This is a genomic window from Vitiosangium sp. GDMCC 1.1324 (assembly GCF_003044305.1).
Classification (GTDB): Bacteria; Myxococcota; Myxococcia; order Myxococcales; family Myxococcaceae; genus Archangium.
The window spans coordinates 823,918-850,252 of the sequence record NZ_PZOX01000001.1 but is presented as its reverse complement, the minus strand read 5'-3'; the positions used below and the strand labels follow the sequence as shown (position 1 = coordinate 850,252).

Annotated in this window: 22 protein-coding genes; 1 reads left to right on the top strand and 21 read right to left on the bottom strand. The window is 67.8% G+C overall.

The annotated features are described in order from the left end of the window. Positions 1 to 4: 4 nt before the first annotated feature. The 19 genes from DAT35_RS03295 to DAT35_RS03205 form a co-directional block, all read right to left on the bottom strand. Entirely contained in the window at positions 5 to 1,201 is a 1,197-nt protein-coding gene (locus DAT35_RS03295; protein ID WP_158501530.1) for an HlyD family secretion protein, read from the bottom strand. A gap of 289 nt (positions 1,202 to 1,490) precedes the next feature. After that, positions 1,491 to 4,178, bottom strand: coding sequence for an AbfB domain-containing protein (locus tag DAT35_RS03290; RefSeq protein ID WP_233261272.1), 2,688 nt, complete (start codon positions 4,176 to 4,178; stop codon positions 1,491 to 1,493). A gap of 313 nt (positions 4,179 to 4,491) precedes the next feature. Further along, positions 4,492 to 5,454, bottom strand: coding sequence for a sugar ABC transporter permease YjfF (locus DAT35_RS03285; RefSeq protein WP_108065382.1), 963 nt, complete (start codon positions 5,452 to 5,454; stop codon positions 4,492 to 4,494). Next, on the bottom strand, positions 5,451 to 6,431 hold the full coding sequence (locus DAT35_RS03280) for an ABC transporter permease (protein WP_108065381.1): 981 nt from the start codon (positions 6,429 to 6,431) through the stop codon (positions 5,451 to 5,453). The genes DAT35_RS03285 and DAT35_RS03280 overlap by 4 nt, the downstream gene beginning before the upstream one ends. Beyond that, positions 6,421 to 7,899 (bottom strand): sugar ABC transporter ATP-binding protein, encoded by a 1,479-nt coding sequence (locus DAT35_RS03275; RefSeq protein WP_108065380.1) that lies wholly within the window; start codon positions 7,897 to 7,899, stop codon positions 6,421 to 6,423. Before DAT35_RS03275 ends, DAT35_RS03280 begins: the two co-directional genes overlap by 11 nt. After that, on the bottom strand, positions 7,889 to 8,863 hold the full coding sequence (locus DAT35_RS03270; protein WP_199242785.1) for an ABC transporter substrate-binding protein: 975 nt from the start codon (positions 8,861 to 8,863) through the stop codon (positions 7,889 to 7,891). Before DAT35_RS03270 ends, DAT35_RS03275 begins: the two co-directional genes overlap by 11 nt. A gap of 65 nt (positions 8,864 to 8,928) precedes the next feature. After that, on the bottom strand, positions 8,929 to 10,008 hold the full coding sequence (locus DAT35_RS03265) for a Xaa-Pro peptidase family protein (protein WP_108065378.1): 1,080 nt from the start codon (positions 10,006 to 10,008) through the stop codon (positions 8,929 to 8,931). A 47-nt stretch (positions 10,009 to 10,055) separates the two neighbouring features. Next, positions 10,056 to 10,967, bottom strand: coding sequence for an SMP-30/gluconolactonase/LRE family protein (locus DAT35_RS03260; protein WP_108065377.1), 912 nt, complete (start codon positions 10,965 to 10,967; stop codon positions 10,056 to 10,058). Further along, positions 10,964 to 11,725: an SDR family NAD(P)-dependent oxidoreductase gene (locus tag DAT35_RS03255; protein WP_108065376.1), complete on the bottom strand. Its 762-nt coding sequence runs from the start codon at positions 11,723 to 11,725 to the stop codon at positions 10,964 to 10,966. The genes DAT35_RS03260 and DAT35_RS03255 overlap by 4 nt, the downstream gene beginning before the upstream one ends. 18 nt (positions 11,726 to 11,743) lie before the next feature. Beyond that, the gene (gene araH, locus DAT35_RS03250; RefSeq protein ID WP_108065375.1) at positions 11,744 to 12,769 is read right to left on the bottom strand and encodes an L-arabinose ABC transporter permease AraH; all 1,026 of its coding nucleotides are present in this window, start codon (positions 12,767 to 12,769) and stop codon (positions 11,744 to 11,746) included. A 32-nt stretch (positions 12,770 to 12,801) separates the two neighbouring features. Further along, on the bottom strand, positions 12,802 to 14,307 hold the full coding sequence (gene araG, locus DAT35_RS03245) for an L-arabinose ABC transporter ATP-binding protein AraG (protein ID WP_108065374.1): 1,506 nt from the start codon (positions 14,305 to 14,307) through the stop codon (positions 12,802 to 12,804). Positions 14,308 to 14,394: 87 nt separating this feature from the next. Beyond that, positions 14,395 to 15,375: an arabinose ABC transporter substrate-binding protein gene (locus DAT35_RS03240; protein WP_108065632.1), complete on the bottom strand. Its 981-nt coding sequence runs from the start codon at positions 15,373 to 15,375 to the stop codon at positions 14,395 to 14,397. A 129-nt stretch (positions 15,376 to 15,504) separates the two neighbouring features. Further along, entirely contained in the window at positions 15,505 to 16,653 is a 1,149-nt protein-coding gene (gene dgoD, locus DAT35_RS03235; protein WP_108065373.1) for a galactonate dehydratase, read from the bottom strand. 12 nt (positions 16,654 to 16,665) lie between these two features. Further along, entirely contained in the window at positions 16,666 to 17,298 is a 633-nt protein-coding gene (locus DAT35_RS03230) for a 2-dehydro-3-deoxy-6-phosphogalactonate aldolase (RefSeq protein WP_108065372.1), read from the bottom strand. Then, the gene (locus tag DAT35_RS03225; protein WP_108065371.1) at positions 17,295 to 18,281 is read right to left on the bottom strand and encodes a 2-dehydro-3-deoxygalactonokinase; all 987 of its coding nucleotides are present in this window, start codon (positions 18,279 to 18,281) and stop codon (positions 17,295 to 17,297) included. Before DAT35_RS03225 ends, DAT35_RS03230 begins: the two co-directional genes overlap by 4 nt. Continuing rightward, positions 18,278 to 19,069, bottom strand: a complete 792-nt coding sequence (locus tag DAT35_RS03220; RefSeq protein WP_199242784.1) for an IclR family transcriptional regulator — start codon at positions 19,067 to 19,069, stop codon at positions 18,278 to 18,280. The genes DAT35_RS03225 and DAT35_RS03220 overlap by 4 nt, the downstream gene beginning before the upstream one ends. A 282-nt stretch (positions 19,070 to 19,351) precedes the next feature. After that, on the bottom strand, positions 19,352 to 21,385 hold the full coding sequence (locus DAT35_RS03215) for a methyl-accepting chemotaxis protein (RefSeq protein WP_146209554.1): 2,034 nt from the start codon (positions 21,383 to 21,385) through the stop codon (positions 19,352 to 19,354). Between the two features lie 86 nt (positions 21,386 to 21,471). Continuing rightward, positions 21,472 to 22,005 carry a lipocalin-like domain-containing protein gene (locus DAT35_RS03210; RefSeq protein ID WP_108065368.1) on the bottom strand — a complete coding sequence of 178 codons (534 nt, stop codon included), beginning with the start codon at positions 22,003 to 22,005 and terminating at the stop codon, positions 21,472 to 21,474. A gap of 50 nt (positions 22,006 to 22,055) precedes the next feature. After that, positions 22,056 to 22,775 (bottom strand): SDR family oxidoreductase, encoded by a 720-nt coding sequence (locus tag DAT35_RS03205; RefSeq protein WP_108065367.1) that lies wholly within the window; start codon positions 22,773 to 22,775, stop codon positions 22,056 to 22,058. A 122-nt stretch (positions 22,776 to 22,897) separates the two neighbouring features. Here DAT35_RS03205 and DAT35_RS60460 point away from each other — a divergent pair, with 122 nt between their 5' ends. Then, the gene (locus DAT35_RS60460) at positions 22,898 to 23,509 is read left to right on the top strand and encodes an ABATE domain-containing protein (RefSeq protein WP_108065366.1); all 612 of its coding nucleotides are present in this window, start codon (positions 22,898 to 22,900) and stop codon (positions 23,507 to 23,509) included. 54 nt (positions 23,510 to 23,563) lie between these two features. Here DAT35_RS60460 and DAT35_RS03195 read toward each other — a convergent pair whose 3' ends face one another. Further along, positions 23,564 to 25,180, bottom strand: coding sequence for an NADP-dependent glyceraldehyde-3-phosphate dehydrogenase (locus DAT35_RS03195; protein WP_108065365.1), 1,617 nt, complete (start codon positions 25,178 to 25,180; stop codon positions 23,564 to 23,566). A gap of 69 nt (positions 25,181 to 25,249) precedes the next feature. Beyond that, positions 25,250 to 26,254, bottom strand: a complete 1,005-nt coding sequence (locus DAT35_RS03190) for a hypothetical protein (protein WP_233261271.1) — start codon at positions 26,252 to 26,254, stop codon at positions 25,250 to 25,252. Positions 26,255 to 26,335: the final 81 nt, after the last annotated feature.

The following is a 26,335-nucleotide window of genomic DNA, read 5'->3' as shown; positions in this document are numbered from 1 at the left end:
GAGCTCAGCTCCCGCCGCCCTTCGGCAACTCCGTCACACCTTGGACCTGCGAAGCCCTGGGGTCCCGAGCCGGTCCGTTGAGCGCCCGCCCCACGGCGCGAAGCACGAGCCACGACGGCGTGGACTGCTCCACGGCGACGTCCACGACGCCCGGCAGGCCATGCTCGAGCGGAATGCCTGGAGGTAGCGAATCCACCGAGAGCTCGACGCGCACCAGACCATCACGCGCCTCACTCGCCACCGCCGTCACCGTGCCCTCGAGCATGCCAAACTCGGTCCAGGAGAAACCTTCCAGCCGCATGCGCGCCCGGTATCCCTCACGGATGCGCCCCAGGGCCTCCGGGGAGAACTGGGCGACGATGCGCACGGGTCCACCCGCGACGACGGTCGCGATGGGGTCCCCGGGCTTGACCTGCGCACCCACTCGCACGGAGCTCGTCTCGCCGAGCACCCCATCCGCCGGTGCACGCACGAGACGGCTCTCCACGTCCGCGCGCAGGCTCTCCACGTTGGCACGCGAGACGCTCTGGTTCGCCTCGAGCTTGGCAATCTCCCCCTGCAGCGCGGCGATGCGGGTGCGCCGCTCGGTGGACTGCACCGTCCCTTCCGATCTCACGCGCGACAACGCGGCACGCGCGGCCTCCGCCGCGGCCTGCGAGCGATCCCGCTCCGTGCGGAACCTGCTCCACTCCATCTCGCTCACCACCCCGCGCTTCCAGAGCTGCTCGGTGCTCGCCGCATCCTCCTGGGCCCGCCGCGAGGCCGCTTCGGCATCGACGAGCCGGGCCCGAGCCTCCTCCACGCCGGCGACCCCCTGCCCCTTCTGCTCCACCAGCCCACGCTGCTCGCCCTCGAGCTCCGCGCGCGCGGCTTCGAGCTGCGGCCCCAATCCTTGAAGCGCGGCCTCCGCCTCCGCGAGCCGCCGCGTCTCGTTCTCCCGGTCCAGCTCGACGAGGACCTCCCCGGTACGCACGGGGCGGTGAAGCTCCACCTGCGTCGACACCACCCGCCCCGCCACGGGTGCATCAATCGAGTACACCTCGCGATGGACTTCCAGCTGTGCCTGGACGCTGCGCTCGTAGACGGTGACGTGCGCCCGGAAGAACCAGACGGCCCAGACCGCGATCAGCCCCACCGGCAACAGCCAGAGCGCCGACCGCCCCCGTCCGCGGACCAGTACGCGCAAGGTCCGTGGGAACATGCCTTCACCCCTCATGGAGGACTCCATGGAGGACTTTGAGAGTGCCAGACAAAATCGCCCCCACCTCGACTGCGCGGTCCTCGGGATGGAGCGCGCCCGCCGGATTGGTGAGGAAGGCTCACGCTGTGGCGGAGCCGCCCTGCCCGTCCTCCAGGCAGGCATTCGGGGAAGTGACTCGGGTCACAAGAGCCCCGCCCGTGCTCAATCCGTGACGGGACTCGGGGCGCCAGACGGGAAGCAGACAGAAGCCTCTCGTCCGGCGCCCCTCTACATCAGGGAGCCCTGGGGCTCAGGGCGCCCAGGGGGCGACCACGCTCCAGCTCACATCCGCGCTGAAGTTGGTGGAGGAATTCCAGGTGCCGCCACCACCGCTGGCGCTCCACAGCTCGGAGGCGTAGTGACGGATGTAGCGGCCCGGGTAGTTGTAGGACTCGAACGAGACACCACTGCCATAGAGCCCCGGCTGCGCGCAGAAGGTGGCGTCCATATCGAAGAGCGTCGAGCCATCGCGCGGATCCTTGTGGATGCGGTCGGAGGCATGCCGCAGGTACTGGCCCGGGTAGTTGCGCGACTCGAAGGAGTAGCAGCTCGAGTCAGCCAGTCCTGGAACGATCTTGAACGTCGCGTCCTGCTTGAGCGTGCTGTCGCTGCTGCTGGTCACCACCTCGGTCCAGCCCAGCGCGTCGCGGTGGCGCGCATAGCGGTCGGTGTAACCCGGCGTCACCACCTGGAACGACTTGTACGTGTTCACCGCCAGGTCCGCGCCACTCTTCCACCAGGGCCCCACCAGGGCCCAGGTCGCGTCCTGCCGGAAGCCCTGGGTGTCCGTGAAGGAATCGACCCACAGCTCGGAGTTGCGGTGGCGGAGATAGGAGCCGGCCAGGTTCTTCGACTCCAGCGAGAAGTTGCCGGAGCCGTCGAGCGCGGCGCGTGCGCAGAAGGTGGCGTCCTGATCGAAGAGCGCCGAGCCGTCGCGGGCATCCCTGCGGATGCGCGAGGCGGAGTGCCGCAGGTAGCTGCCGGGGTAGTTACGCGACTCGAAGGAGTAGCAGCTCGCATCCGCCAGACCGGCCACGATCTTGTAGGTCGCATCCAGCTTGAGCGTGGCGCTGCTCGAGGCGTCGACGACCTCCGTGGCGCCCAGGCTGTCGTAGTGTCGGATGTAGCGGTTGGTGTAACCGGGCGTCGTCACCTGGAACGAGCGATACTGATTGAGCGGCAGCAGCCCCTGGTTGTTGATCAGGCGCGACGCGGCGATCAAATTGTCATGCGCGGCGCGCACCTGGGTCGCGTCCGGCTTCACGATGGACCGATCGTAGGTCAACATGCCGTTGACCTCGTTCTCCACGTCGGTGATCTCCGTGTAGACCGCTGCACTCAGACCGGGCTGGCTCATCAGGGTCTGGACCTGCTGGATGAGGCCAACGTAGCGGGTGGTCAGCGCCGCGCCGTCGCTCACCATCTCGTAGCCAAAGCCATTGCCGGGGCTCCACTCGTGCCCGGTCACCCGCAGACCCAGACCGCCGAACTCGCCCAGCACGGACGCTCGCGAGCCCGAGGGCTGAGGCGCGCCCGGACCGACATAGACGTGCCAGTCCGCCAGATCGCCGTTGCCGCCGTCGACCGCGCCACAGCAGTTGATGCCGCTCATGTTGTCGACCAGCCGGCTGGGATCCCAGCTCTTCACGAGGCTGGCGAGCCGGGCCTGGTCATACTGGCCCCAGCCCTCGTTCTGTACCACCCAGGTGATGACCGAGGTCGCGCTGCGGTGCTCATCCACCAGCTCGCGCAGCTCCGCCTCGAACTGCGTCCGCGCGCTCGTCGAGGGATTCCTGCCGGCCTCCATCAGGGGCATGTCCTGCCAGACCAGGATGCCCAGCTTGTCAGCCCAGTAGAACCAGCGCTGCGGCTCCACCTTGATGTGCTTGCGGAGCATGTTGTAGCCCAGGTCCTTGTGCTTCTGGATGTCGAACTTCAGCGCCGCGTCGGTGGGCGCGGTGTAGATGCCGTCCGGCCAGTAGCCCTGATCCAGCGTGCCGATCTGGAAGACGAACTGGCCGTTGAGCACCGGGCGCAGCGCGCCACCCACCAGCTTCAGGCCCACCGAGCGCATTCCGAAGTAGCTCGTCACCTGCTCCACGGTGTTCGCACCGCTCTTGAGCGACACGCGCAGGTCGTAGAGGAAGGGACTCTCGGGCGACCAGAGCTTGGCGTTGGGCACGGGGATGCGAATCTCACTGCCCACGTTGCCCGTCGTGGAGCCCACCTGCACGGTACCGTCGAACGCCACCGCCTCGATGGTCTGGCCGTTGATGCCCGCGCCCTGGACCGTCAGCCTCAGCGCCTGCCCGGCCACGTCCGGAGTCATGTCCAGACGGGTGATGCGCGCGGCGGGCGTCGGCTCCAGCCAGACGGTCTGCCAGATGCCGGAGGCAGCGGTGTACCAGATGCCGTTCGGCGTGTTGCGCTGCTTGCCAATCGGCTGCCCACCCACGTCGGTGGGATCGTACACCCCGACGATCAGCTCGTTCGTGCCTCCGTTCAGCCGGTCCGTGATGTCGAAGCTGAAACCGTCATAGCCGCCCTGGTGAGAGCCGACCAACTGGCCGTTGACGTAGACCGTCGCCTCCCAGTCGACCGCGCCGAAGTTGAGCTGCACACGCTTCCCACTCCAGCTCGCCGGCACGGTGAAGGTGCGCCGGTACCACATGCGGTCCTGGTGACGTTGGATGCCGGACAGCGCGGACTCGATGGGAAATGGGACCAGCACACTCTCGGTCAGGTTCTGGCCAAACGGAGGAGTCTGTCCCGCGCTGGCATTGGCGAACTGCCACTCGCCATTGAGGTTCAACCAGTCGGCACGTACCAACTGCGGACGCGGATACTCCGGTAACGCGTTGGTAGGTGAAACCTGGGACGTCCACTGTGTCGAGAGCGGCGGTGTCTTGCGCACCCAGGCCGCCTGCGCGTTCCCCATCGGAAACACTTCACACAGTAACGGCAACAACAACAGAGCAACTCTTCCTACAGCCGTGGTTCCTGCTCGCTTCATGGTACTTCCTCCCTCAAAACTCGGAATACCAGTAAAGCAACAGGTACCACTTATTCCTGATATGATCAAGGATTGTCGGTTAAACACGACAAGGCCGCACGAGCCTCCTCGTTCAATCCCATCCATTGGGAGGAAGCAGGACCAATCCCATCCATTGGGAGCGGGACCAATCCCATCCGTTCAAGATGGAATCAATCCCATCCATTGGGAACGAGGGCCGCGCGGTCGCGCTGGCCGCCTACGTTGCCCGCGCCACTCCGACCATGCGCCGCGTCAGTAGCTTCTGCAGCAACACGAACCCGAGCAGAAGCGCCCCAATGGCGACACGTGTCAGCCCCGAGCTCAGCATGCCTTCATACGTCGTGATGGACGTCAGGATGAGGCCGAGCATCAAGACCCCGATGAGCGTGCCAAACACCGATCCAACCCCACCCACGAGGAGGGTTCCGCCAATCACAACCGTGGCGATCGCGTCGAGCTCCATCCCAACACCTTCCAGGTGGCTACCGCTCGACAGGAAGAAGGTGAGCGCGGCACCAGCGAAGGAGGCACAGAAGCCACTCAGCGCATAGACGGCGATCTTCGTGCGCTTGACGGGCAGCCCCATCAGGAGCGCGGCCTCCTCACTCCCCCCGAGCGCGTAGACGTTCCGGCCGAAGGGGGTGAGCACCGCCACGTACCAGCCGATGGCGACGAAGGCCAGGAACAGCACGGCGGTCAGGGGCAGCCGGCCCAGCCGCAGGGTCGCGAGGGCGGTATGGCGCGCATCCACGATGGCAATCGATTCCAGGTGGATGATGAAGGCCAGGCCCCGGACGAAGAACATCCCCGCGAGGGTGACGATGAACGGCTTGATGCCGGTCGTGTGGATGATGGCGCCCTGCAAGGCCCCGAGGAGAGTCGCACACGCGAGCGTCACCGCGATCGCGGCGAAGACGTGCCAATGGTGGTCCATGATGAGGACCCCGATGAGCACGCTGGAGAAGGACATGACGGCCCCGACGGAGAGATCGATCCCTCCGGAGAGGATGACGAACGTCATGCCCACCGCGACGATGCCGAGCACCGCGTTGTTGGAGAGGAAGTTGATGAAGACTGGCAGCGAGAAGAAGCCGTCGTACCTCATCGCCGCGACGGCGTAGAGCACCACGTAGGCCAGGACTCCCGCCACGACCGTCACATGCTTGCGCAGGAAGCTCACGCGCCCTCCACGGCGCGAAACCGCCGGACCAGCCGCTCGAACGCCGCCGTCTGCATGAAGCAGACCCCGAGCGCGACGATGGACTTGATGATGAGCGTATGCTCGGTGATGACGCCTCGCATCTGGAGCATGATGGTGAGTGTCTGGATGAAGGTGGCGCCAATGAGCGAGCCAACGAGGTTGGCGCGGCCACCCGTCAGGCTGGTCCCTCCCAACACGACGGCCAGGATGGCATCCAGCTCGAGGTAGAGACCGCTGTTGGCCACGTCTGCCTCCTGGATGTCGGCCGCCGCGATCAGACCGGCCAGGCCTGCGCACAGCGCGCTCGTCATGTAGGCCGTCATCTGGATGGTGTGGACCCGCAGACCGCACAGCCGGGCCGCCATCGGATTGCCTCCGGTGGCTTCCAGGTACAGCCCCGTCACGGTCTTCCGCAGCAGCAGTGCGACGATGAAGGCCACGACGGCGACGATGAGGACCGGCACCGGGATGCCCAGCACGCTGCCGTTTCCGAGGAAGTCGAAGGCCGGGTTCGAGAAACGGACCTTCTGGTCCTGGGTGAGCGCCTGCGCCAGTCCCCGCCCCATCACCAGGGTCACGAGTGTGACGATGATGGGCTGGACCCCCCCATAGGTGACGAGCGCCCCGTTGACGGCGCCCACGACCAGGGACATGCCGAGGGCGGCGGCGATCGCCACGGGTGCGGACTGCCCATGCTCCGTCAGCAGGAGCGCCGCGACCGCCCCGGCCAGTGCCATTCCCGAGCCGACCGACAGATCGATTCCTCCCAGTGCGATCACGAGCGTCATGCCCACCGCGAGCAGCATGACGGGTGCGCCATTCTGGAAGACATCGACGAGCGCGCCGAAGAGCCGGCCGTCCCGGAGCTCGATCCGCGCGAAGCCCGTGGTGAAGAGGAGGTTGAAGACCAGCAGCGCCACCAGCGCTACCAGCGGCCAGAAGTTCCTAGGGCGCATGATGCTCCTCGCCCGCGATCAGCTTCATGACCTCGGGAAGCGTCGCGCTGGAGAGCTCGCCGACCTTCTTCCGGTCCCGGAAGACGGCGATGCGGTGGGAGAGCCGGAGCACCTCTTCCAGTGCGGCCGAGATGAAGAGGACCGCGAGCCCTCTCTGGGAAAGCTCATGGATGAGGCGCTCGATTTCCGTCTTCGCGCCCACGTCGATGCCTCGGGTCGGCTCGTCGAGGATCAGCACGCGCGGGTCATACGCCAGCCACCGGGCGAGGATGACCTTCTGCTGGTTCCCGCCGCTCAGCAGCCGGACGGGCTGTTCGACCGAGGGCGTCTTGATGCCCAGCTTCGTCACGAGCTCCTGGGCCAGCCGCTCCTGCTGTGCGCGGGAGATGGTGAAGCCCAGCTTCCGCTGGACGACCAGCGCGATGTTCTCGCGCACGGAGAGGTCGGGGATGATGCCCTCCGCCTTGCGGTCCTCGGGGCAGAACGCCACGCCCTGCTCGATGGCCTGCCGGGGGCTCGTCGGAATCGCACCGTTCACCGTGCCACTCCTCGCGCGATCGGCGCCGAAGAGCAGACGGGCGGCCTCCGTGCGTCCGGAGCCCAGGAGGCCCGCGAACCCGACCACCTCGCCCTCGTGCAGGGTCAGATCGAACGGCTCCACGCCCTTCCGGGACAGATCCCGGGCGGAGACCACCGCGGACAGCTTGTCCTCGGTGCGCGGTGGGAGCGAGACCTCCTCGGGGAGCTTGCCCAGCATGAGGGTGACGAGCTCGAGACGCGAGAGCTGGGAGGCATCGAACGTCCCCACGAGCGTGCCGTTGCGCAGGACCGTGATGCGGTCGCTGACCTTGTAGACCTGATCGAGGAAGTGGCTGACGAAGACGATGCCGATGCCCCGGGCCTTCAACCGCCCGATGATGTCCAGCAGCAGCTCCGTCTCATGACGGTCCAGGCTCGAGGTCGGCTCGTCCATGATGATGACTCGCGCGTCCGTCTGGACGGCGCGGGCGATCGCGATGAGCTGCTGGATCGCGGCCGAGAGGGATCCCACCGGCTGCTCGACGTTGACCTGCAGGTCGAAGGACGCGAGGAGCTCCTCCGCCTTGCGCCGCATGGCGCGCCAGTCGATGCCAAACCAGCGCCGGGGCGCGCGGCCCAGGAACAGGTTCTCCGCCACGGACAGGGTCGGGACGAGGTTCACTTCCTGGTAGATGGTGCTGATGCCCTTGCGCTGGGCATCGCCCGGCGAGGTGGGGCGGAAGTCGCGCCCTTCCAGGGAGAGGGTTCCCCCGTCGCGCGAGTAGACCCCGGTCAGGATCTTGATGAGCGTCGACTTGCCCGCGCCGTTCTGCCCCATCAGCGCATGCACTTCTCCCGCTCGTACCTCGAGGTCCACGCCACAGAGGGCATGGACCCCGGGGAAGCGCTTCTCGATCCCTCGTGCGATGAGGACCGGCTCAGTACTCACGGGAGCTGATGACCTGGGCGGCGGTGGACTGCTCGAAGAGCTGGTCCTTGCTCTGGATGAACTTCGGGACCTTCTCGCCAGCGCGGACCTTGGCGACCGTGTCGAAGACGGTGGCGCCCATCAGCGGGTTGCACTCGACGGTGGCGTTGAGCTTGCCCGCGATCATGGCCTCGAAAGCCCCCTTCACACCGTCGATCGAGATCAGCGTGACGTCCTTGCCCGGATTCATGCCGGCCTCCTCGAGCGCCTGGATGGCGCCGAGCGCCATGTCATCGTTGTGGGCGTAGACGGCCTGGATGTTCTCGCGATCCGACTTGATGAAGGCCTCCATGACCTCCTTGCCCTTGGCGCGGGTGAAGTCGGCGCTCTGGCTCTTGACGATGGTCATCTCGGGGTAGTTCTTGAGCGCCGCCTCGAAGCCCTTCTTGCGATCAATGGCCGGGGCGGCGCCGGTGGTGCCCTGGAGCTCGAAGATGCGGGCCTTGCCGTTCGTCTTCTTCGCGAGCCACTCGGCCGCCATCTTCCCCTCTTCCACGAAGTCGCTGGCGATCAGCGTGGTGTAGAGGCTCTCGTCGCTCACCTTGATGCCACGGTCGACGAGGATGACCGGGATGTTGGCCTCCTTGGCCTGGGTCAGCACGGGCTCCCAGCCGGTCTCGACGACCGGGGCGAGCACGATGGCATCCACCTTCTGCGCGATGAAGGAGCTGATCGCGTTGATCTGGTTGGCCTGCTTGCCCTGCGCGTCCGAGAACTTGAGTTCAACTCCGCGCTTCTCGGCCTCGCCCCGGATGGACTTCGTCTCCGCGGTGCGCCAGGCGCTCTCGGCACCTACCTGCGAAAACCCGATGGTGAGCTTCCGGGCCGCGGCCGGCGGCGACCCAGCGGGTTGCTGCTGTGGCTCGGAAGACTGCTGCTTACAGCCGACCAGGGAGAGCAGCGCAACGGCGATCATCCACCTCATGTGTCGTTCCCTTCTCGAATGGCGGCGTCCTGCCGGGGCCGCCGGGTTGATGGACATCCACTGCATCAGCGCACCTGGATATCGGGCCGGGCGTACCCATCCACCTCGAAGGTGGGCCAGCGAGGATCCACGGTGAGCAATTCAATTCCGTCATCCGTGAGGACGGCGGTGTCTTCGATCTTCATGCCCGGCAGCGACGGGTTCCACGCCACGGCATTGCCCGGCTGCAGCACCACCTTCGAACCAGGCCCCGCCACCACGTCGCGCGCGAGGTAACCGCACGAGCCCCCCTGATGGTGAAAGGCCTCCGCGCCGGGATGACCGCGCTCCGCGTAGCTCCGGACGATGGCGGCGTAGACGACCCCGAGCGTCTCTCCCGGCCGTGACGCCTGGAAGGCGGCTGCCTCCACGCGAGCCACATCCGCCAACAGCCGGCGCTCCTCACCCGTCGGAGCACGGAAGGACACGAACCGGGTGAGGTTGGCGTACAGCCCATGCCGGCGCGCACAGAAGACGAGCATGGCCCGCTCCCCGAGCCGCTCCGCGCTGGCCGTGGGATGGCGGTACACCGGAAGCCGCCGCGCTTCCCCCACCAGGACGAGGGCGGGATGGATGCCTCGGGCCCACAGCGCTTCCGCGCCCGCGCCCGCGAGCTGCCAGCCCGTCCACTCCGGCCTGGCCGCGCCCAGCACCTCCGTCATGGCCTCCGCCGCATCGCGTCCCAAGGCCCGGTAGCGAACGAGCTCCTCGGGCATCAGCGAGCTGCGTACCGCCATCAGCTCGGCGGGCAGAGGAACCTCCCGTCCCTCGGGGCGATCCGAGGCCACGGGCCCGGCGCCACTCCGCTCCGCGACGAAGCCCTCGCGCCGCGCGCGCTCCGCCCACGGGCCGGACCAGATGGGCAGGCCAACGGGCACCTCCTCCTTTTCGAGCCGCTCCGCCTCGATGGCGTCCGTCAGCACCCAGGCCCCGTCACGAGAGACAAGCACCTCCGCCACGCCCGTCTCGGCCGCGAGCAGCACGGTGTTCGATCCGCCGCAGGTGGCCCAGGCGAACCAGTCCGTCCCGCGCAGGCGCACCGCGCCCAGCGCGTGTTTCTCCAGGATGGCCCGGACCCGGGCGAGCTTTGTCTCCAATTCCTTCATGGCTTCCTCTCCCCGCTCATGGGACCGGGGCACGCTCGGGGTGGATGTCATCGGGCCGGTGGCCGGCCGACGAAACGCGGCTCTGGCACCCCTCGGAAACCAGGCTCGGTGGCGAAGAGTCCACCCGCGTGGGTGTCGTAGCGCAGGGCCTCCACGGAGAGCCCTTCACGTGCGCTGGTGATGTAGAAGTCCTCGAGCTTGGGCCCGCCAAAAGTGCCGCGGGTCGGCTGCGACGCCGGCACCTGGAGCACACGGTCCACTGTGCCATCGGGCCGGTAGCGCACCACCCGCCAGGCACCCCACTTCGCGTTCCACACGCCGCCCTCGGAATCCACTGCCGAGCCATCCGGGGCGCCGGGCTCGTCGCGGAGATCGACGAAGACGCGATGATTGTCGATCGTGCCATCCGCGCGGTAGTCGCAGCAGCGGATGGTCAGATCATGAGGACCACAGTGGTAGTACATCGTGCCGCCGTCGGGGCTGAAAGCGATCGCATTGCTGATGGAGGCGCCGGGCAGTGGCAGGCGCTCCAGCGTGAGATCGGCATTCAGGCGGTAGAAGCCACCCACCGGTTGCTTCTCGGAGACCTCGTGCAGGGTGCCGAAGACGAACCGCCCCTGGCGGTCACAGGCGCCGTCGTTCGAGCGTGTTTCGAGCCCGGGCTCGACCAGGTGCAGGTCGAAGCAGCGCTCGCTCTGCAGGTGGAAGAAGACGAGCTTCTTGGCGAGCGCCAGCAGCAACCAACCCGGCTCCGCGCAGAGCGCAAATGAGCCCAACCGATCGGGCAGCTGCCACTTGCGCACGGCACCGTCGGATGGGCGGTAGCGCCACAACGTGGACCCGTGGATGTCTGTCCAATACAGCACCTGCTCGCGGTCGCACCACGTCACGCCTTCGCCGAGCGTGTTGCCAACCTCGAGCAGCGGGCGGCCCAACAGGGCCGGAGAGGGCACGCTCATACCCAGCCTCCGTCCACGATGAAGTCCTGTCCCGTGCACATCCGGCTGTCATCCGCGGCGAGGAACAGCGCGGTGCGCGCCACGTCCTCGGCCATCAGGTAGCCGGGGAGGCACTGCGCCCGCGCGATCTCGCGCTTGCCTTCCTCGTCCAGCCACAGGCGCCGCTGCTTCTCGGTGATCACCCAACCCGGTACCAGGGCGTTGATGCGGATGCGGTGCTTGCCGAGGTCCCGGGCAAGGCCGTTGACCAGGCCATGGACCGCGGCCTTGGCAGTGGCGTAGACGGGGTAGCCGGCGTTCTTCTGCATCCAGCCGGTGGAGCCAAAACAGATCACCGAGCCACCCCCTGCATTCTTCATGTCCTCGACCACCGCCTGGGTGGCGAAGAACTGGTGGCGCAGGTTGACCGCGATCCCCCGGTCGAAGCTCTCCGGGGTGGTGTCCTCGAGCGTGTGACGCACATCATTGGCGGCGTTGTTGATCAGCACGGAGATCGGGCCGAGCCGCTCCCGCACCTGGGCGATCCCGGTGCCGAGGGCGGTGAGATCGGTGAGGTCACACGCCAGGAACAACGGCGGATGATGGCTGCCGGCGAGACGCTCGGCGAGCGCAAGCCCCGCGGAGCGATCGATGTCGAGGAAGCCGACCCTCGCGCCCTGTCCGGCGAACGCCTCGACCATGGACTCACCGATGCCCGTAGCACCGCCGGTGATGAGCACGACGCGGTCGCGCAGACTTGGATACGTCGCGAATGACATTCCGATTCCCTTCCCTGCTCAGGCCTGGCGGCCCCGGTTCTTCAGTTGGTCCAAGAGCACGGCGATCAGCAGGATCGCTCCGCGCACGAGGTATTGATAGAAGGCGTCGATGTTGAGCAGGTTCATCACGTTCTCGACCGTGCCCATGATGAGCACGCCGACGACGACGCCCGAGATGGTCGCACGCCCTCCGGCCAGCGACACACCACCGAGCACGCAACCAGACATGACGCTGAGCTCGAAGCCTTGCGCCGCGTTCGGCTGCCCGCTGGTGATGCGCGAGGCCAGGATGACCCCGGCGAACGCGGCCACCGCGCCCTGGAGCAGGAAGATCAGCACACGCGTGCGCTCGACGCGGATGCCCGCCAGACGGGAAGCCTCAGGGTTGCCGCCAATGGCCAGCGTGTTGCGGCCGTAGAGCGTGTTGTTGAGCAGCACTCCGAAGCCGATGAAACAGCCCAGCGTCACCCAGATGGGCACCGCGATGCCGAACAAGGAGACGATGCCCAGCTCGATGAACTGCTCATTGGAAACGCCCACCGCCTGGCCGTGCGAGACGATGAAGCCGAGACCGCGCACGATCTCCATGGTCGCCAGCGTGGTGATGAGGGCGTTGATGCGGAGATAGGCGATCACCGCGCCGTTGATGAAGCCAATCACCGCGCCGGCCAGCACGGCGCCGCCGATGGCGAGGAACAGGCTGTCCGTCGCCTCGAGGATCATCGCGCAGAGCACGCCAGCGAAGGCCACCGTCGAGCCCACCGAGAGATCGAAATCGCGCGAGGCGAGGCAGAACATCATCGTGCAGGCGACCATGCCGATCTGCGACACCGAGAGCGCCAGCCCGAGCATGTTCTCGACCGAGAAGAAGTGGTCGACGGTGAACGAGAGCGCGACGAAGACGGCGGCGAACAGCAGCACCAGGCTGTAGTCGGCCAGGGCCGCCGTCAGCTCGGTACGGCGCGATGGACCCGGCTGCACCGGCTCGCGGGCGGGGGGAACCTCGGGTTCGAGATCGGCGGTGATCTTGGGTTGGACGGACATGGGGGCCTCTGGATGGGGAGCCGCGTGGGGGCTTACGCGGCGGCGGAATCGGCGGGCAGTGCGAGCCGCAGCACGCTGCGCTCGTTGGCCTGCTCCCGGGAGAGCACTCCGGCGATGCGGCGCTCGCGCATCACCACGACGCGGTCGGAGATACCGAGGACCTCGGGCAGCTCGCTGGAGACCACGACGATCGCCACGCCCCGCTCGGCGAGCTGGTAGATGACCTGGTAGATCTCATGCTTGGCGCCCACGTCGATGCCGCGCGTGGGCTCGTCCAGGATCATCACCTTGAGCCCGGGCTCGGCCAGCCAGCGAGAGAGGATGGTCTTCTGCTGGTTGCCTCCGGAAAGAAAGCGCACGTGCTGACGGCGGTTCGGCGTCTTGATGCGCAGGCGCTGGATGAAGTCATCCGCCGTGCGTGCCTCGCGGCCCTTGTCGAGGAACAAGGCCCCGCGCAGATAGTGCCGGCGGCAGCTGATGTTGATGTTCTCGCTGACCGAGCTGTCAGCGATGATGCCCTCCTCCTTGCGGTCCTCCGGGCACAGCACGAGGCCGTGAGCGATGGCGTCGCTAGGGTGGCGGATGCGCACCGGAGCACCGTCCAGGCGCACCTCGCCGGCCGTGCGGCGGTCGGCACCGTAGACCAGGCGCATCAGCTCGCTGCGGCCGGCTCCGACCAGTCCGAAGAAGCCGAGGATCTCTCCGGCGCTGACTTCGAAGCTGGCCGGAGCCGCAAGCGAAGGACCGGCCACGAGGTCCACGGAGAGGCGCACCTCCCCCGCGGGGCGTGCGCGATAGCCGTAGATGTCGTTGATCTCGCGGCCGACCATCTCGCTGACCAGGGCGTCGCGCGTCACCCCGGTGAGGTTGGCGTGGGTGGAGACACGGCGGCCATCACGGAAGATGGTGCAGGCGTCACACAGCCGGTAGATCTCATCCAGCCGGTGGGAGATGTAGATCAGCGTCTTGCCGGCGGCCTTGAGGTCGGCTACCAGGCGGAACAGGATCTCGGTCTCGCCGTGGGACAGGCTGCTGGTCGGCTCATCGAAGGCAATCACCTGCGCGTTGCGCAGCAGGGCCTTGCAGATCTCCACCATCTGCCGCTGGGCGACGGAGAGCTGACCGAGCCGTGCGCGCGGATCCAGATCGACCCCCATCGCCGTGAGCCGCTCACGCACGAAGCGGTGTGCCTCGCCGTGCCGCACCACACCGAACCGGTGGGGCATGCGCCCGAGCAGCAGGTTCTCGGTGACGCTCATGTCCGGAACGTATTGCAGTTCCTGATGGATGATGGCGACGCCCGCGGCGATGGCGGCTGCGGGCGTGGCGAAACGCACCGGACGGCCATCCAGAAGGATGCGCCCGGCGTCTGGCTGGTATTGGCCACCCAGGATCTTGAGCAGCGTCGACTTGCCGGCACCGTTCTCGCCGAGCAGGCCATGCACCGCGCCAGCGTGTGCGTCAAAGCTCACGCCGTCCAGCGCGCGCACGCCGGGAAAGGTCTTGCTGACGCTGTCGAACCGCAAAAAGGCAGACATGTGCCGCCTCCAGTCGAGCTGCCCATCGTGGATGGCCAGGCGGAGAGACCCTGGCGCTACCACCCGTGCGCCAAGGCCGCCGCTCCGTCAGGGATTGGCGTCGAGCCCCATCGCCATACGGACCTCGGTGGTGTTGCTCCGCGTCATCAGCATGCCGTCGGTCAGGGTGAGCATCGGCGGCTTCTGGTCCTTGGTGATCCAGAGGTACATCTGGTCCGAGGTCTCGAGGCCATGGCGCTTCGGGCTGATCAGGATGCTGCCGAAGAAGCCGGTCGGCTTCGCCTTGGCGAACTCGTTGGTGGCCGCCCTGCTGCCGCCGATGCCGATGCCAATCATCTTGTCGGCGGCAAAGCCGCGCTGCTCGGCCGCGCGCACCGCTCCCAGCACGGCCTCGTCATTGAGTCCGAACGCCACCCAGTTCTTGAAGTTCGGGTGCTTGGTGATGGCGATGTTGGCCGCATTGAAAGCGTTTTCAGTATCGGTCTTGGCTTGCGGCGCGTCAACGAGGTTGGCGACCGGAAAGCCCGCGGCCTTCAGCGCGTCGATGGCGCCCTGGGCGCGGTCATGCGCGGTGGGGAGCTGCTCGTAGGAGATCTTCAGCGCGCCGACCTCGCTCGGGTTCCAGCCGCGCTTCTTGATCTCCGCGGCGATCGCCTCGCCCACCTGCTTGCCGATGTTGTACGCCGAGATGCCCATGTGGGGGACGGACTCGATGGGCTGGCCCTTGCCATCCTGGAGGCGGTCGTCCACCGACATGAGCTTGAGGCCATGGGCACGTGCCTTGGCGACGATGCCCGGCCCCAGCTTGACGTCCGGCGCACAGATCACGAAGCCCTGCGCGCCCTGCGCGTGGAGGTTGTCGATCGCCGTCATCACCTGCTCGCCGCTGGGCACGCCAATCTTGACCAGCGTGAAGCCGTTCTTCTGCGCCGACATCGACGCGAACTTCCACTCATCCTGGAACCACGGCTCCTCCGGCTGCTTCACCAGAAAGCCAATCTTCACCGGGTCCGCCGCCGAGGCCGATCGCCCGGGGGCAAACACCATCATCAGCGCCGCCGCCAGCATTCCTGCGCACCACTTGTTCATTGCGACTCCCTCCCATGTGGATACCGAGGTTGCTTCGGACAACAGGTCATTCCCCCAGGACTTCGGACGTCTCCGTGAAGACCCGGGCGCGGTGATGAGGCCGCGGGACTACCACTCGGCCACGCTGCCGTCGGCGTGCCGCCACACCGGGTTGCGCCAGCGGTGGCCGATCCGGGCGCGCTCGGCGACGTAGGTCTCGTTGACCTCGATGCCCAGGCCGGGCCCTCTCGGGATGGTGACGAACCCCTCCTGGTACGCGAAGGCCTCGGGCGTGGTGAGGTAATCGAGCAGGTCGTTGGTCTCGTTGTAGTGGATGCCCAGGCTCTGCTCCTGGATGAAGGCATTGTAGGCCACCGCATCCAATTGCAGACACGCGGCGAGCGCGATCGGCCCCAGTGGACAGTGCAGGGCCAGCGCGACGTCGAAGGCCTCGGCCATGGCGGCGATCTTCCGCGTCTCGGTGATGCCGCCCGCGTGCGAGGGGTCGGGCTGGATGATGTCCACGCCGCCGCGCTCCAGCACGCGCTTGAAGTCCCAGCGCGAGTACAGCCGCTCGCCGAGCGCGATGGGTGCCGGAGAGATCGCCGCGAGTTCGGGGATCGCCTCCAGGTGCTCCGACAGCACCGGCTCCTCGATGAACATCAACTTGTAGGCGCTGAGCTCGCGCATCAGCACCTTGGCCATCGGCTTGTGCACGCGCCCGTGGAAGTCGAGCCCGATGCCGACGTGCGGGCCGACCGCGCTGCGCACCGCCTCGACGTTGGCGAGCACGCCCTCGACCTTGGCGTGGGAGTCCACGAACTGCATCTCCTCCGTGGCGTTCATCTTCACCGCGGTGAAGCCGCGAGAGACCGCGGCCTTGGCCGCCGCCGCGGTGGCCGCCGGGCGATCGCCCCCAATCCAGGAGTACACGCGGATGCGATCGCGCACCGGGCCGCCGAGCAGCGCGTGGACGGACTGGCCCAGGGCCTTGCCCTTGATGTCCCACAACGCCTGGTCAATGCCGGCGAGCGCGCTCATCAGCACCGGCCCACCGCGGTAGAAACCGGCGCGGTAGAGCACGTTCCAGTGGTCCTCGATCGGGCTCGGGTCCTTGCCAATGAGATAGTCGGCGAGCTCGTCCACCGCCGCGGCCACCGTGTGCGCGCGGCCTTCCACGATCGGCTCGCCCCAGCCGGTGATTCCCGAGTCGGTTTCGATGCGCACGAACAGCCAGCGCGGTGGCACGACATACGTGGTGACTTTGGTGATTTTCATGATGAGTCTGTCTCAGGAGCGAGAGGAAGCGGCACGGCGCCAGGCTTCGACGAAGGCGCGGGCACGCACGCTCACGTCCTCCGCGCCACGCCCGGGTGCGTACAGCGCCGAGCCGAGACCGAAACCATCGGCGCCAGCGGCGGCGTAGGTCGCGAGGTTGTCCGGAGTGATGCCGCCCACCGGAATCATCAGCGTCTGGCGCGGGAACACGGCGCGCCAAGCCTTGATGACCGACGGCCCGAGCTGCTCCGCCGGGAACAGCTTGATGGCGTCCGCGCCAGCGGCGAGCGCGGCGAAGCCCTCGGTCGGAGTGGCCACGCCAGGCGTACAGACCATGCCGGCGAGCTTCGCCGCCGAGATCACCGCGGGATCTCCATGGGGCATCACCACCAGCCGGCCACCGGCGGCGGCGATCTCCCGCACGTGGGCGGGGTCGAGCACCGTGCCCGCACCAATCAAGCAGTCCGACCCGAAGGCATCGACCAGGCGGCGGATGCTCTCCATGGGAGAGGACGAATTGAGCGGCACCTCGAGGATGCGGAACCCGGCGTCCACCAGGGCGCGGCCGACGCCAACGGCATCCTCCGGGCGCAGGCCCCGCAGGATGGCGATCAAGGGAAGCTGTTCGAAGTAGGCGCGGATCATGCGAACGTGCTCCCAGCGGTGTCAGTGACGGAGACGGCGTCTACGAGCCCGGCGGTACACGCGATGTGCCAGAGGCCCATGCTCGCCGCGTCCTCGACCACCTCGGGCTCGGGCAGATCGAAGCGCGCGAAGGCGCGCCGGTAGAGGCGGCACAGCAGCGGATCGGCGATCAGGGTCACCGCCGGCAGGGGGTGCACCTCATAGGCGGTGAGCGCGCTGCGCAGCTCCTCGCCAATCAGCATGCCGGACAGGTAGTCCAGGCTCTCCACGGCGGCGAGGGCGCCGGTCAGCACCAGGCTGCGCGCCGAGAACAGCCGCGCCATCACCCCTGCCCTACCGCTGTCACGCACGGTATCCACACCGCGCTCGAAGGCGCTGCCAGGCTCGCCGGTGCGCGCCTCCGCGCCCGCGTCGCGCGCCGGCCTGCCGAGGATGGAGTGCTCGCGCAGCAGCGCGAACAGCTCGCCGGCCATATAGGTTTCGAAGCGGCCAATGGCGCCGTCACGCACCTCGACCCATTTGCTGTGCGTGCCCGGGAGCACCAGCAGCGCGCGCTCGGCGAGCGAGGGGCGCAGCACGAGCGCACCGACGATCTGCGTCTCCTCGCCACGCAACACGGAAGGCACGGGGCCGTCGTGGCGGACGCCGGGCACGATGTGCAGCCTGCTCCCGGAAGCCGTGAGCACGTTGGCGAGCCCGGCGCTGAGCGTGGCCACGTCCGCCGGGCTCCTCACATAGGGCACCTCGCGCCAGCCCTGCGCACTCCCAATCATCCCGCAGGCGAGCTGCGGCAGTCCGCCGGGCACGGCTTCGTGCCAGCCTTCGGTGACCTCGGCGAAGGTGGCGGCGAAATCGCCACCCGGGACGCGCAGGATGCCGCGCGGCATGGCGCGCTGCTCGAGCACGTGGCCATCATCGCCCATCAGGTAGGCACGCAGACTGGATGTGCCCCAGTCGAGACCAATGAGGCAGGGCGCGTTCATCGCGGCCTCCAGCCGAGCTCGATGGAGATCGCCCTGGCCGCGGCCAGCACCTCCGGGACCAGCGCCTGCATGCGGGTCTTCGGCATGTAGGGCCTGGCGCTCGCCACGCTGACAGAGGCCTGGATCGCGCCGCTGGCATCGCGCACAGGCGCCGCCACGCAGCGGATGCCGACCTCGTTCTCCTCGAGGTCGAAGGCAAAGCCCAGACGCGAATAGCGCCGCATGCCAGCGAGGAAGGCGGGCCAGGCGCGCGTGCGGGCGAGAGTGGCCGGGTCGCGGTGGCGCATCGCCTCGGCGTGCAGCGCTGCCAGCGCATCATGGTCGAGGTCGAGCAGCAACGCCTTGCCGAGACCGGTCACCGCCAGCGGCATCCGGTTCCCAATGCGCGAGCGCATCTCCAGCCCACGCACCCCCGGCAGCTTGTCGAGGTAGAGGACCTCGCTCCCATCCCGCACACCCAGGTGCACGGTGTCTCGCGTGCTCGCGGCCAGCGATTCCAGGTGCGGACGCGCGGCCTGGATCAGCGGAAGCGATGCCCGCGCCTGGTACCCGAGGTCGATCAGCCGGGCACCGAGGGCGTAGCCATCACTGTCGCGGCGCAGGTACCCGGCGCGCTGCAGGGCATCGAGCAGCCGGTGGGTGGTGCTGCGCGTGCAACCGATGGCCTCGCCAATGGCAGACAGCGACCGTGCACCCGCGGCCACTGCTTCCATCGCGGCGAGGCCGCGGTAGAGCGCCTGGGCACCAGCGGGAGCGGTGGAATGATCAGTGGCGGCTTCCTTGGTCATGCGCGGCGGACTGTAAAGAGATTGCCCGCGCATCTCAAGGGGCGGGATGCACTCCCACAATATGGGATTGAAACACAATGGCGCGGTGCGCCATGAATGCACAACGCGGCCACACACCGGCCGCTGAGCCGAACCTCCGGGTTCGACACACTGCGTCGCGCCGACTGCCACGAGAGCGAATCTGAAGGGGAATCCGTGACGGAGTGCCTCAGGGGAGCACGGCCCATCCCGGCTGCTCGCAGCCGGCGATACAGCCGAAGCTCAACCCCGAGGCTCCGGAAACTACGCGAGGCGGCCGTGCACCCGCGCCTGGGTCGCCGCGGGCCGCAACCGGGAGGCGGAAGCCGCGCCCGGGATCTCCTGCGCTTCGGAGTGGATGCGGCCTCCGGGGAAGACCGCGGCCGAGTCCACGCGGAAGAAGCTCACCAGCCGCAGGAGGCTCTCCGCCTGTGACGCCATCTCCTCCGCGGTGCCTGAGAGCTCCTCGGCGGCCACCGCGTTCTGCTGCGTCACCTCGTTCAGGCCGAGCATCGCCTTGTTGATCTCGCCGACACTCGACGACTGCTCGCTCGACGTGGCGGCGACGCCCTTCACCAGATGCGACGTCGTGCCGATCGACGGAACGAGCTCGCGCAGCCGCAGGCCCGAGTTCTCGGCGATCTGCACGCTGCTCGATGCAACCGTGACGATCTGCTTCGCGGCGTTCTGGCTCCCCTCCGCGAGCTTGCGGACCTCGGACGCCACGACCGCGAAGCCCTTTCCGTGCGCCCCCGCCCGCGCGGCCTCGATGGAGGCATTCAGCGCGAGGAGGTTCGTCTGGTAGGAAATCTCCTCGATGACGGAGATGCTCGAGGCGATCTGCTTCATCGCTTCCACCGTCTCGGCCACGGCCCTGCTGCTCGCCTCGGCATCGGCCGCGCCCTTGTTCGCGATCGTCTCCACCCGGCGGCTGCTCTCGGCGTTCTTGATGATGGACGCGCCCACGGACTCGAGGCTGGTCGTCATCTCCTCGAAGGTGGCGGCCTGTTCGCTCGTGCGGCTCGCGAGCGACTGAGAGGTCATCGATACCTGCGTGGCAGCCGCCGAGAGCGCCGCCGCGCCGTCACGGACCTCGCCAATCACCTCCGCCAGCCGGTCACGCATCGCACGGAACGCATTGGCGAGGATGCCGATCTCATCCTCCGAGCGATGGTCGAGCGTCCCCGTGAGGTCGCCGTCCGCGATACGGCTGGCGACGGCGGAGATCGTCTCCAGTGGCTTCGTGATGCGACGGATCACGATGAGGACGGCGACGCCGAGCGCGAGGAGCGAGAGCGCTCCGAGAATGAGCGTGAACTGGCGCAGCGCCCGCGCCGGCGCGAGCACCGCGTCCAGGGGAGCGAAGACGGCGAGCGCCCAGGGCGTCACGGTCTCGCCGACGCGGACCGGGACCACCACCTCGATCGCCCCGGCGCCGAGCACGTCGGAGTGGACCCGCGCGGAGAGCGCGCCGTCGTGCGACAGAGCGCTCCTCACCAGGTCTTCCGCGGGAGAGGAACCGAGCTGCTTCGCGCGGCGCTCCTCCGATGGGTGCGCGACGAACGTGCCATTGTTCGAGACGAGCACCGCGTACCCCGTGTCAAAGGGGGCGATCTCCGAGACCTGTTTCTGGACCTGCTCAAGCGAGAGATCAGCTCCGAGGACACCGACGACCCGGCCGTCGATCACGATGGGCACGGCGACGCTCGTGAGCATCATCGGCCTCCCCGACACGGTGTAGAGGTAGGGGTTGATGATCGTCTCGTTCCCGCTCTTGTGCGCGAGGAGGTAGTAGTCCCCCGCGCCTGGCGTCTCGTAGTCGACCAGTGCCTCCAGCTTGACGCGTCCGGCGCCGCGGTTCCAATACGGGATGTAGCGTCCGGTGGCATCCGTGCCGGGCGTGTTCGCGTATTTCTCGTCGAGTCCGTCGAACGCGTTGGGCTCCCACACCGTCCAGACGCCGAGAAGCTTTGGATTGTCCTCGAGGACCTTCTTGAGCGCCGCGTCCGCGAGGCGGCGATCGGCCAGACCGGCGGCCTTCTGGGCCACGAGCGCCTGCGCGAGCGTCCGGGCGGGGATGATCGCCGCGTTGAGCTCGGCGTTGATCATCTGCGCATGGCGCTCGGCCATCTGCAGGGCCGTCTGACCCGCCTGCTCTTCCGCGACACGCGAGGACTGCCGGTTGACAACGAGAACGAGAATGCCGAGCGCGATGCTGATGACACCGCAAAGGGCGACGAGGAGTTTTGTCGCCAGGCTCTTCGTGAATCCCAGGGTGATGGAAGTCTCTTCGCTCATCCGACCCAGAAGTAGAGCACGGCGCGCAATGCCGGTTTGGGCGCGCCGCGTGAGCCAGCGCTCGAACGGCTCCTCGCCCTCCCCCGTCACATGGATGGACGGGCGCGTTTCCAGACCACCTCGCCGGTGGCCGTCCCACCGGTCGTCGGCGTCGGAACGGTGTACTTCAGCTCGTCGCCCGTGAGTGTGAATGTGCGCTTCTGCTCGGTTCCCTCCCAGTTCGGGAAGAAGGCATGTTCGATGTGGAAGGTCACGGTGCGCTCCGCCTCATTGACCGAGTAGCGGCCGAAGTGGGAGTTGCTCCCCTGTACCGCGGCCTTGTTCTCCTCGGGCGTCCCCTTGCTCTTGTCATTGGACGTGAACCTGGCCCGGCCTGCTCGCAGGATCTGCAGGGAGTAGCGGCCCTGGGCGTCGAACATCAGGAGCCCCTGCGGATGGGGGCCATACAGCTCGACCCTGCTCCCATCCGGGAGCACGTTGTCCACCAGGACGAGCGTCCAGGTTCCCACGAGCTCCTCCTGGAGGGTCTGTGGCTCCGCCATGGCGCCGCCCGCGGGCAGCGCGAGTCCCAGGAACAGCAGCGCCCTCGCCGCGAGAATGAGTACGCCGAGCCGGTTCATGGGTGTCTTTGCCTCAGTGGATGTCTGGCTTTCTGGATTCATGGCGTTCCTCACATCAGGTGACCACCGCCGTCCACGGCGAGGACGGTTCCAGTGAGGAAGGGATTGACCATCGCGAAGAGCGTGGCGGCGGCCAGATCCTCGGGCTGGCCCACCCGGCGGGCGGGAGCCTTCTGGGCGAAGTCCGAGAAGAGTCGATCCCGCGCTTCGGTACCGAGCCGATCCCAGAAGGACCCCGAGTCCACCACCCCTGGGGAAATGGCATTCACCCGAATGGGCGCCAGCTCCACGGCCATGGCCTTGGTGAAGGCCTCCAGGCCCCCGTTAACCAGACTGGTGATGGACGCCCCTGGTGAAGGCTTCACGGCCCGGAACCCGGAGAAGAAGGTGAAGGACCCTTCTCGGGCAATGCGCCGGGCGGCGTGCTTGACCAGAAAGATGGGAGCCCAGAGCTTGGCGGCGAAGGCCCGCTCGATGGCAGCTGTCCCCAGCTCCGTGATGGATCCAGAGGCGCCCTGGCTGGCGGTGCTCACCAGATGATCGAACGGACCGATGGTCTCGAAGAAGGCCCCCACCTCGTCCTCTCGCGAGGCATCCAGGGGCCGCACCTCGCGCGGACCCTTCAGCAATGCGGCGGTGGCCTCGAGCGCCTCCCGCTTGCGGCCCGCGAGGACCACGCTGGCTCCCGCCTCCGAAGCAGCGATGGCCACGCTCCGGCCGATGCCAGAACCCGCACCCACGACGATCACTCTCCTGCTCTCCAGCTTCATGGGGACTCCTCCGAGACCAAGGAATCAGTAACCCCTCAAACGGGTTACCAACAGCGGACACACTTGTGGATCGGCCCCCTGTAACTTGTCAAGCCGGTTTCATTGCTCTATTGAGGACCCACATGGCCTCCAAGAAGCCTCGAGCCTCGAGTCAGCACGCGGCGCCGGCGGGCGAGCTGCGAGACGGGTTCAAGTTCCGCTCCGGCCGCCTGGCCCTGGACATGCCCGCCACCCTCGCCGGCCGCCTCAAAGCCGAGCCCAGGGAGTTGCTGGAGACACCTCATGATCTGGGCCGCTGGCTCGTCGCCGCCGGGCTGGCGGCACGGGTTGCGGAGCCCACGGCGGAGGAGCTCCACCAGGCGCGAGAGCTTCGAGAGGTCCTCTACCGGCTGGCGGTGGCGTGCGTGCGGGAGGAAGGATTCGCCTCGGGAGATCGCGCCACGCTGAACCGCTGGGCGGCGGAACCCGCGCCCGTGCCCCAACTGGGGCCCGAGGGGCTCACCTGGACCCACGGCGGCGTGCGCAGCCTGCTGGCGGCGGTGGCGAGGGATGGCGTGGAGCTGTTCGGCGGCCCGCTGGCGGAGCGGATCCGCAAGTGCACCCAGGAAGGCTGTGCCCTGCTCTTCGTGGACACCTCGCGCTCCGGTCAGCGGCGCTGGTGTTCCATGGCGGGCTGCGGCAACAAGGCCAAGGTGGCGGAGTTCCGGCGGCGGCAACGGGAAGACGCCGAGTAACTCGCGCCGGAGCTCCCCGGGCCCACTGACCCGGAGAGCCCATGGCCTCCGTCGTCAGAAGAGGAAGTCGGTGGTGAGGAAGTCCGACTCGCGGCGGGTGAGGATGGACTGCACCAGCGCCGTGTTGGCGGGGGTCGTCTTCGCCGCGACGAGCGTGCGAATCGAGAACACCCGCAGCGCGTCCGCCACCGACAGCGTGCCCTCCGCCGAGTCCTTGCGACCGTTGAAGGGGAACGTGTCGGGCCCTCGCTGGCACTGGCAGTTGAGGTTGATGCGGCCCACCTGGTTGGCGAACGCGTCGATGAGCCGCCCGATGCGCGTCGAGTCCTGGCCGAAGATGCTCAACTGCTGGCCGAAGTTGGAGTCGACGACGAAGCGCACGACCTGGTCGTCGTCGTCGAAGACCATCACCGGAATCACCGGACCGAACTGCTCCTCGTGTGCCAGGCGCATCTCGCCCGTCACCGGGTACACCACCGCCGGTGAGTAGAACGAGCGGTTCGTCCGCGCACCGGTCTGGTTGACGACGCGCGCCCCCTTCGACACGGCGTCATCCACCAGGCCCTGCAGGTACGTCGTCTTTCCAGGCTCGGGCAGGGGCGTGATCGCGACACCCGGCTCCCACGGCATGCCCGGCTTCAGGCGATCCACCGCGGCGTTGAAGCGCTCGAGGAACGGCTCGACGATGCGCCGGTGCACCATGAGCAGCTTGAGCGCCGTGCACCGCTGTCCGTTGAAGGAGAGCGTGCCGGTGATGCACTCCTTCACCGTGTTCTCGAGGTCGGCGTCCTCGAGGATGATGGCCGGGTTCTTCGCGTCCAGGCCGAGCACGGCCTTCAGGCGGTGCGGCCGGGGGTGCATCCGCTTGAGCTCGCTGGCGCCGCGGTTGGTCCCGATGAACGCGAAGACGTCCACGTGGCCGCTCTCCATCAGCGCGCCGACCGTCTCGCGCCCCCGGCCGTAGATGATGTTGATGACGCCCGGCGGGAAGCAGTCGCGGAACGCCTCCAGCAGCGGGCGGATGAGCAGCACGCCGAACTTCGCCGGCTTGAAGACCACGGCATTGCCCATCAGCAGGGCGGGAAAGAGCGTGCTGAAGGTCTCGTTGAGCGGGTAGTTGTACGGGCCCATGCACAGCGCCACGCCAATGGGCGCCCGGCGGATCTGCGCCATGATGCCCTGCTCCTGCACGAAGCGGGACGAGGTGCGATCCAGCTCCTTGAGCGCGCGGATCGTCTCGACGATGAGATCGATGGTGCGGTCGAACTCCTTCTCCGAGTCGGACTGCGTCTTGCCGATCTCCCACATCAGCAGGTTCACCACCGCGGTGCGCTGCGCGCGCATGGCCACGAGGAAGCGCTCGACGTGCTCGATGCGGTCGGCGACGCGCATCGACGGCCAGGCGCCGCGGCCATGGTCGTACGCCTTCACCGCGGCCTCCAGCGCCTCGAGGGACTCGCGGGAGGTGAGCAGCGGCGTGGCGCCAATCACCTTGGGCTCCACACCCCGGGGCGTCTTCACGAACACCGGGCTCTGGACGGGGTTGAGCTCGCCCGTCCAGGTCCGCAGCTCGCCACCCACGAGGTACTCGCGCTGTTCAATGTACCCCGGGAGCCGCACGCCCGCGGGAATTTGCTCTTCTGAGGGGAAAAGGTCGTCGAGGGAGGTCATGGAGAGTGTCCTTTCTTCAACGCTCCCCAATGTACGACCCCGCGGTTTTTCGTGCTCTGGAATCCGAACCTAGAACGTCCCCATGCCCACCAGCCCGAAGGTGTGCCTCGTGGTCCCCTGGACACCGAAGAAGAGCCCTGAGAGCACCGGACCCGTACGCACCGTGGCCGTGGCCATGGCGGCGGTCCGCGTGGTCGCCCACTGGTAGCTGCACACGGCGCGCAGGTCGAAGTGCGCGTGCCGTACGATCGTCTCGACATCCGTCCAGAGGGGCGGCTCGTCATGGTTGGAGCGGACCCCCATGGACAGCTCGAACCAGGACAGCCGGCCTCGCAGGCGGGCCCACCGCGAATCGAGCAGGAACCCCTGGGAGACGCGCGCGGCCGTTCCCCCCACCTCGAGCTGCTCGATCCGGCCGCCGAACACCGGCAGCCGCAGCACCTCCGGCAGGAAGATGCGCGCCGCCACGTCCGCGCGTGCATTCTTGAAGTGGGGCTCGCTCTGCAACTGGATGGACCCCTGCAGGTGCCCATCCAGAATGGTGCCACTGAACACGGGTGTCAGGCCGAGCGCTTGCGCATGCGTGGTGCCGAACTGCCAGAGCAGCCCGAGCCCCGCCACGCTCGCCGCGACCACCGCGGTCGTCTCCTTCCCGGGAATGCTGTCGAGCATCGGGCGCAGGGTCGTCTGGAGCGGGCTCTGGGGCCCTCGGAGCCAGGGGCCAAGGTCGCGCACCCGCATCTGCTCGCCCTGGGGACCGAGCTCCAGGAACCGGGCGAAGCGGCTTCCCGCCGGAAGGTCGGACAGGGTGATGTCCTGCGCCGACAGGGAGAGCACCTCCCAGGCCTCGCGCTGCTCGCGCATCCCGGGCCGCATGAATGCCCAGGCCTTCGCGCGCACGGCGAGTGACAGGGAGGGCGCGGCGAAGCCCCCCTCCAGGGCGCGCTGCGGATCCGCGAAGGACCAGAGGAGCTCCTCGAACGCGTGGCGCTCCGGCAGCTCCGGAGGAGGAACGAAGGGCTGGCGCACCTCGAGGAGCTCAGCCCCTACAGGGAGCGCCCAGAGCGACACCATGAGCGACACTGCCCATGCAATGCACCGGCCCATTGGGGACAAAAGTGGGCACCCTTCCCCCTGGCCGCAAGCAAGCCCCTC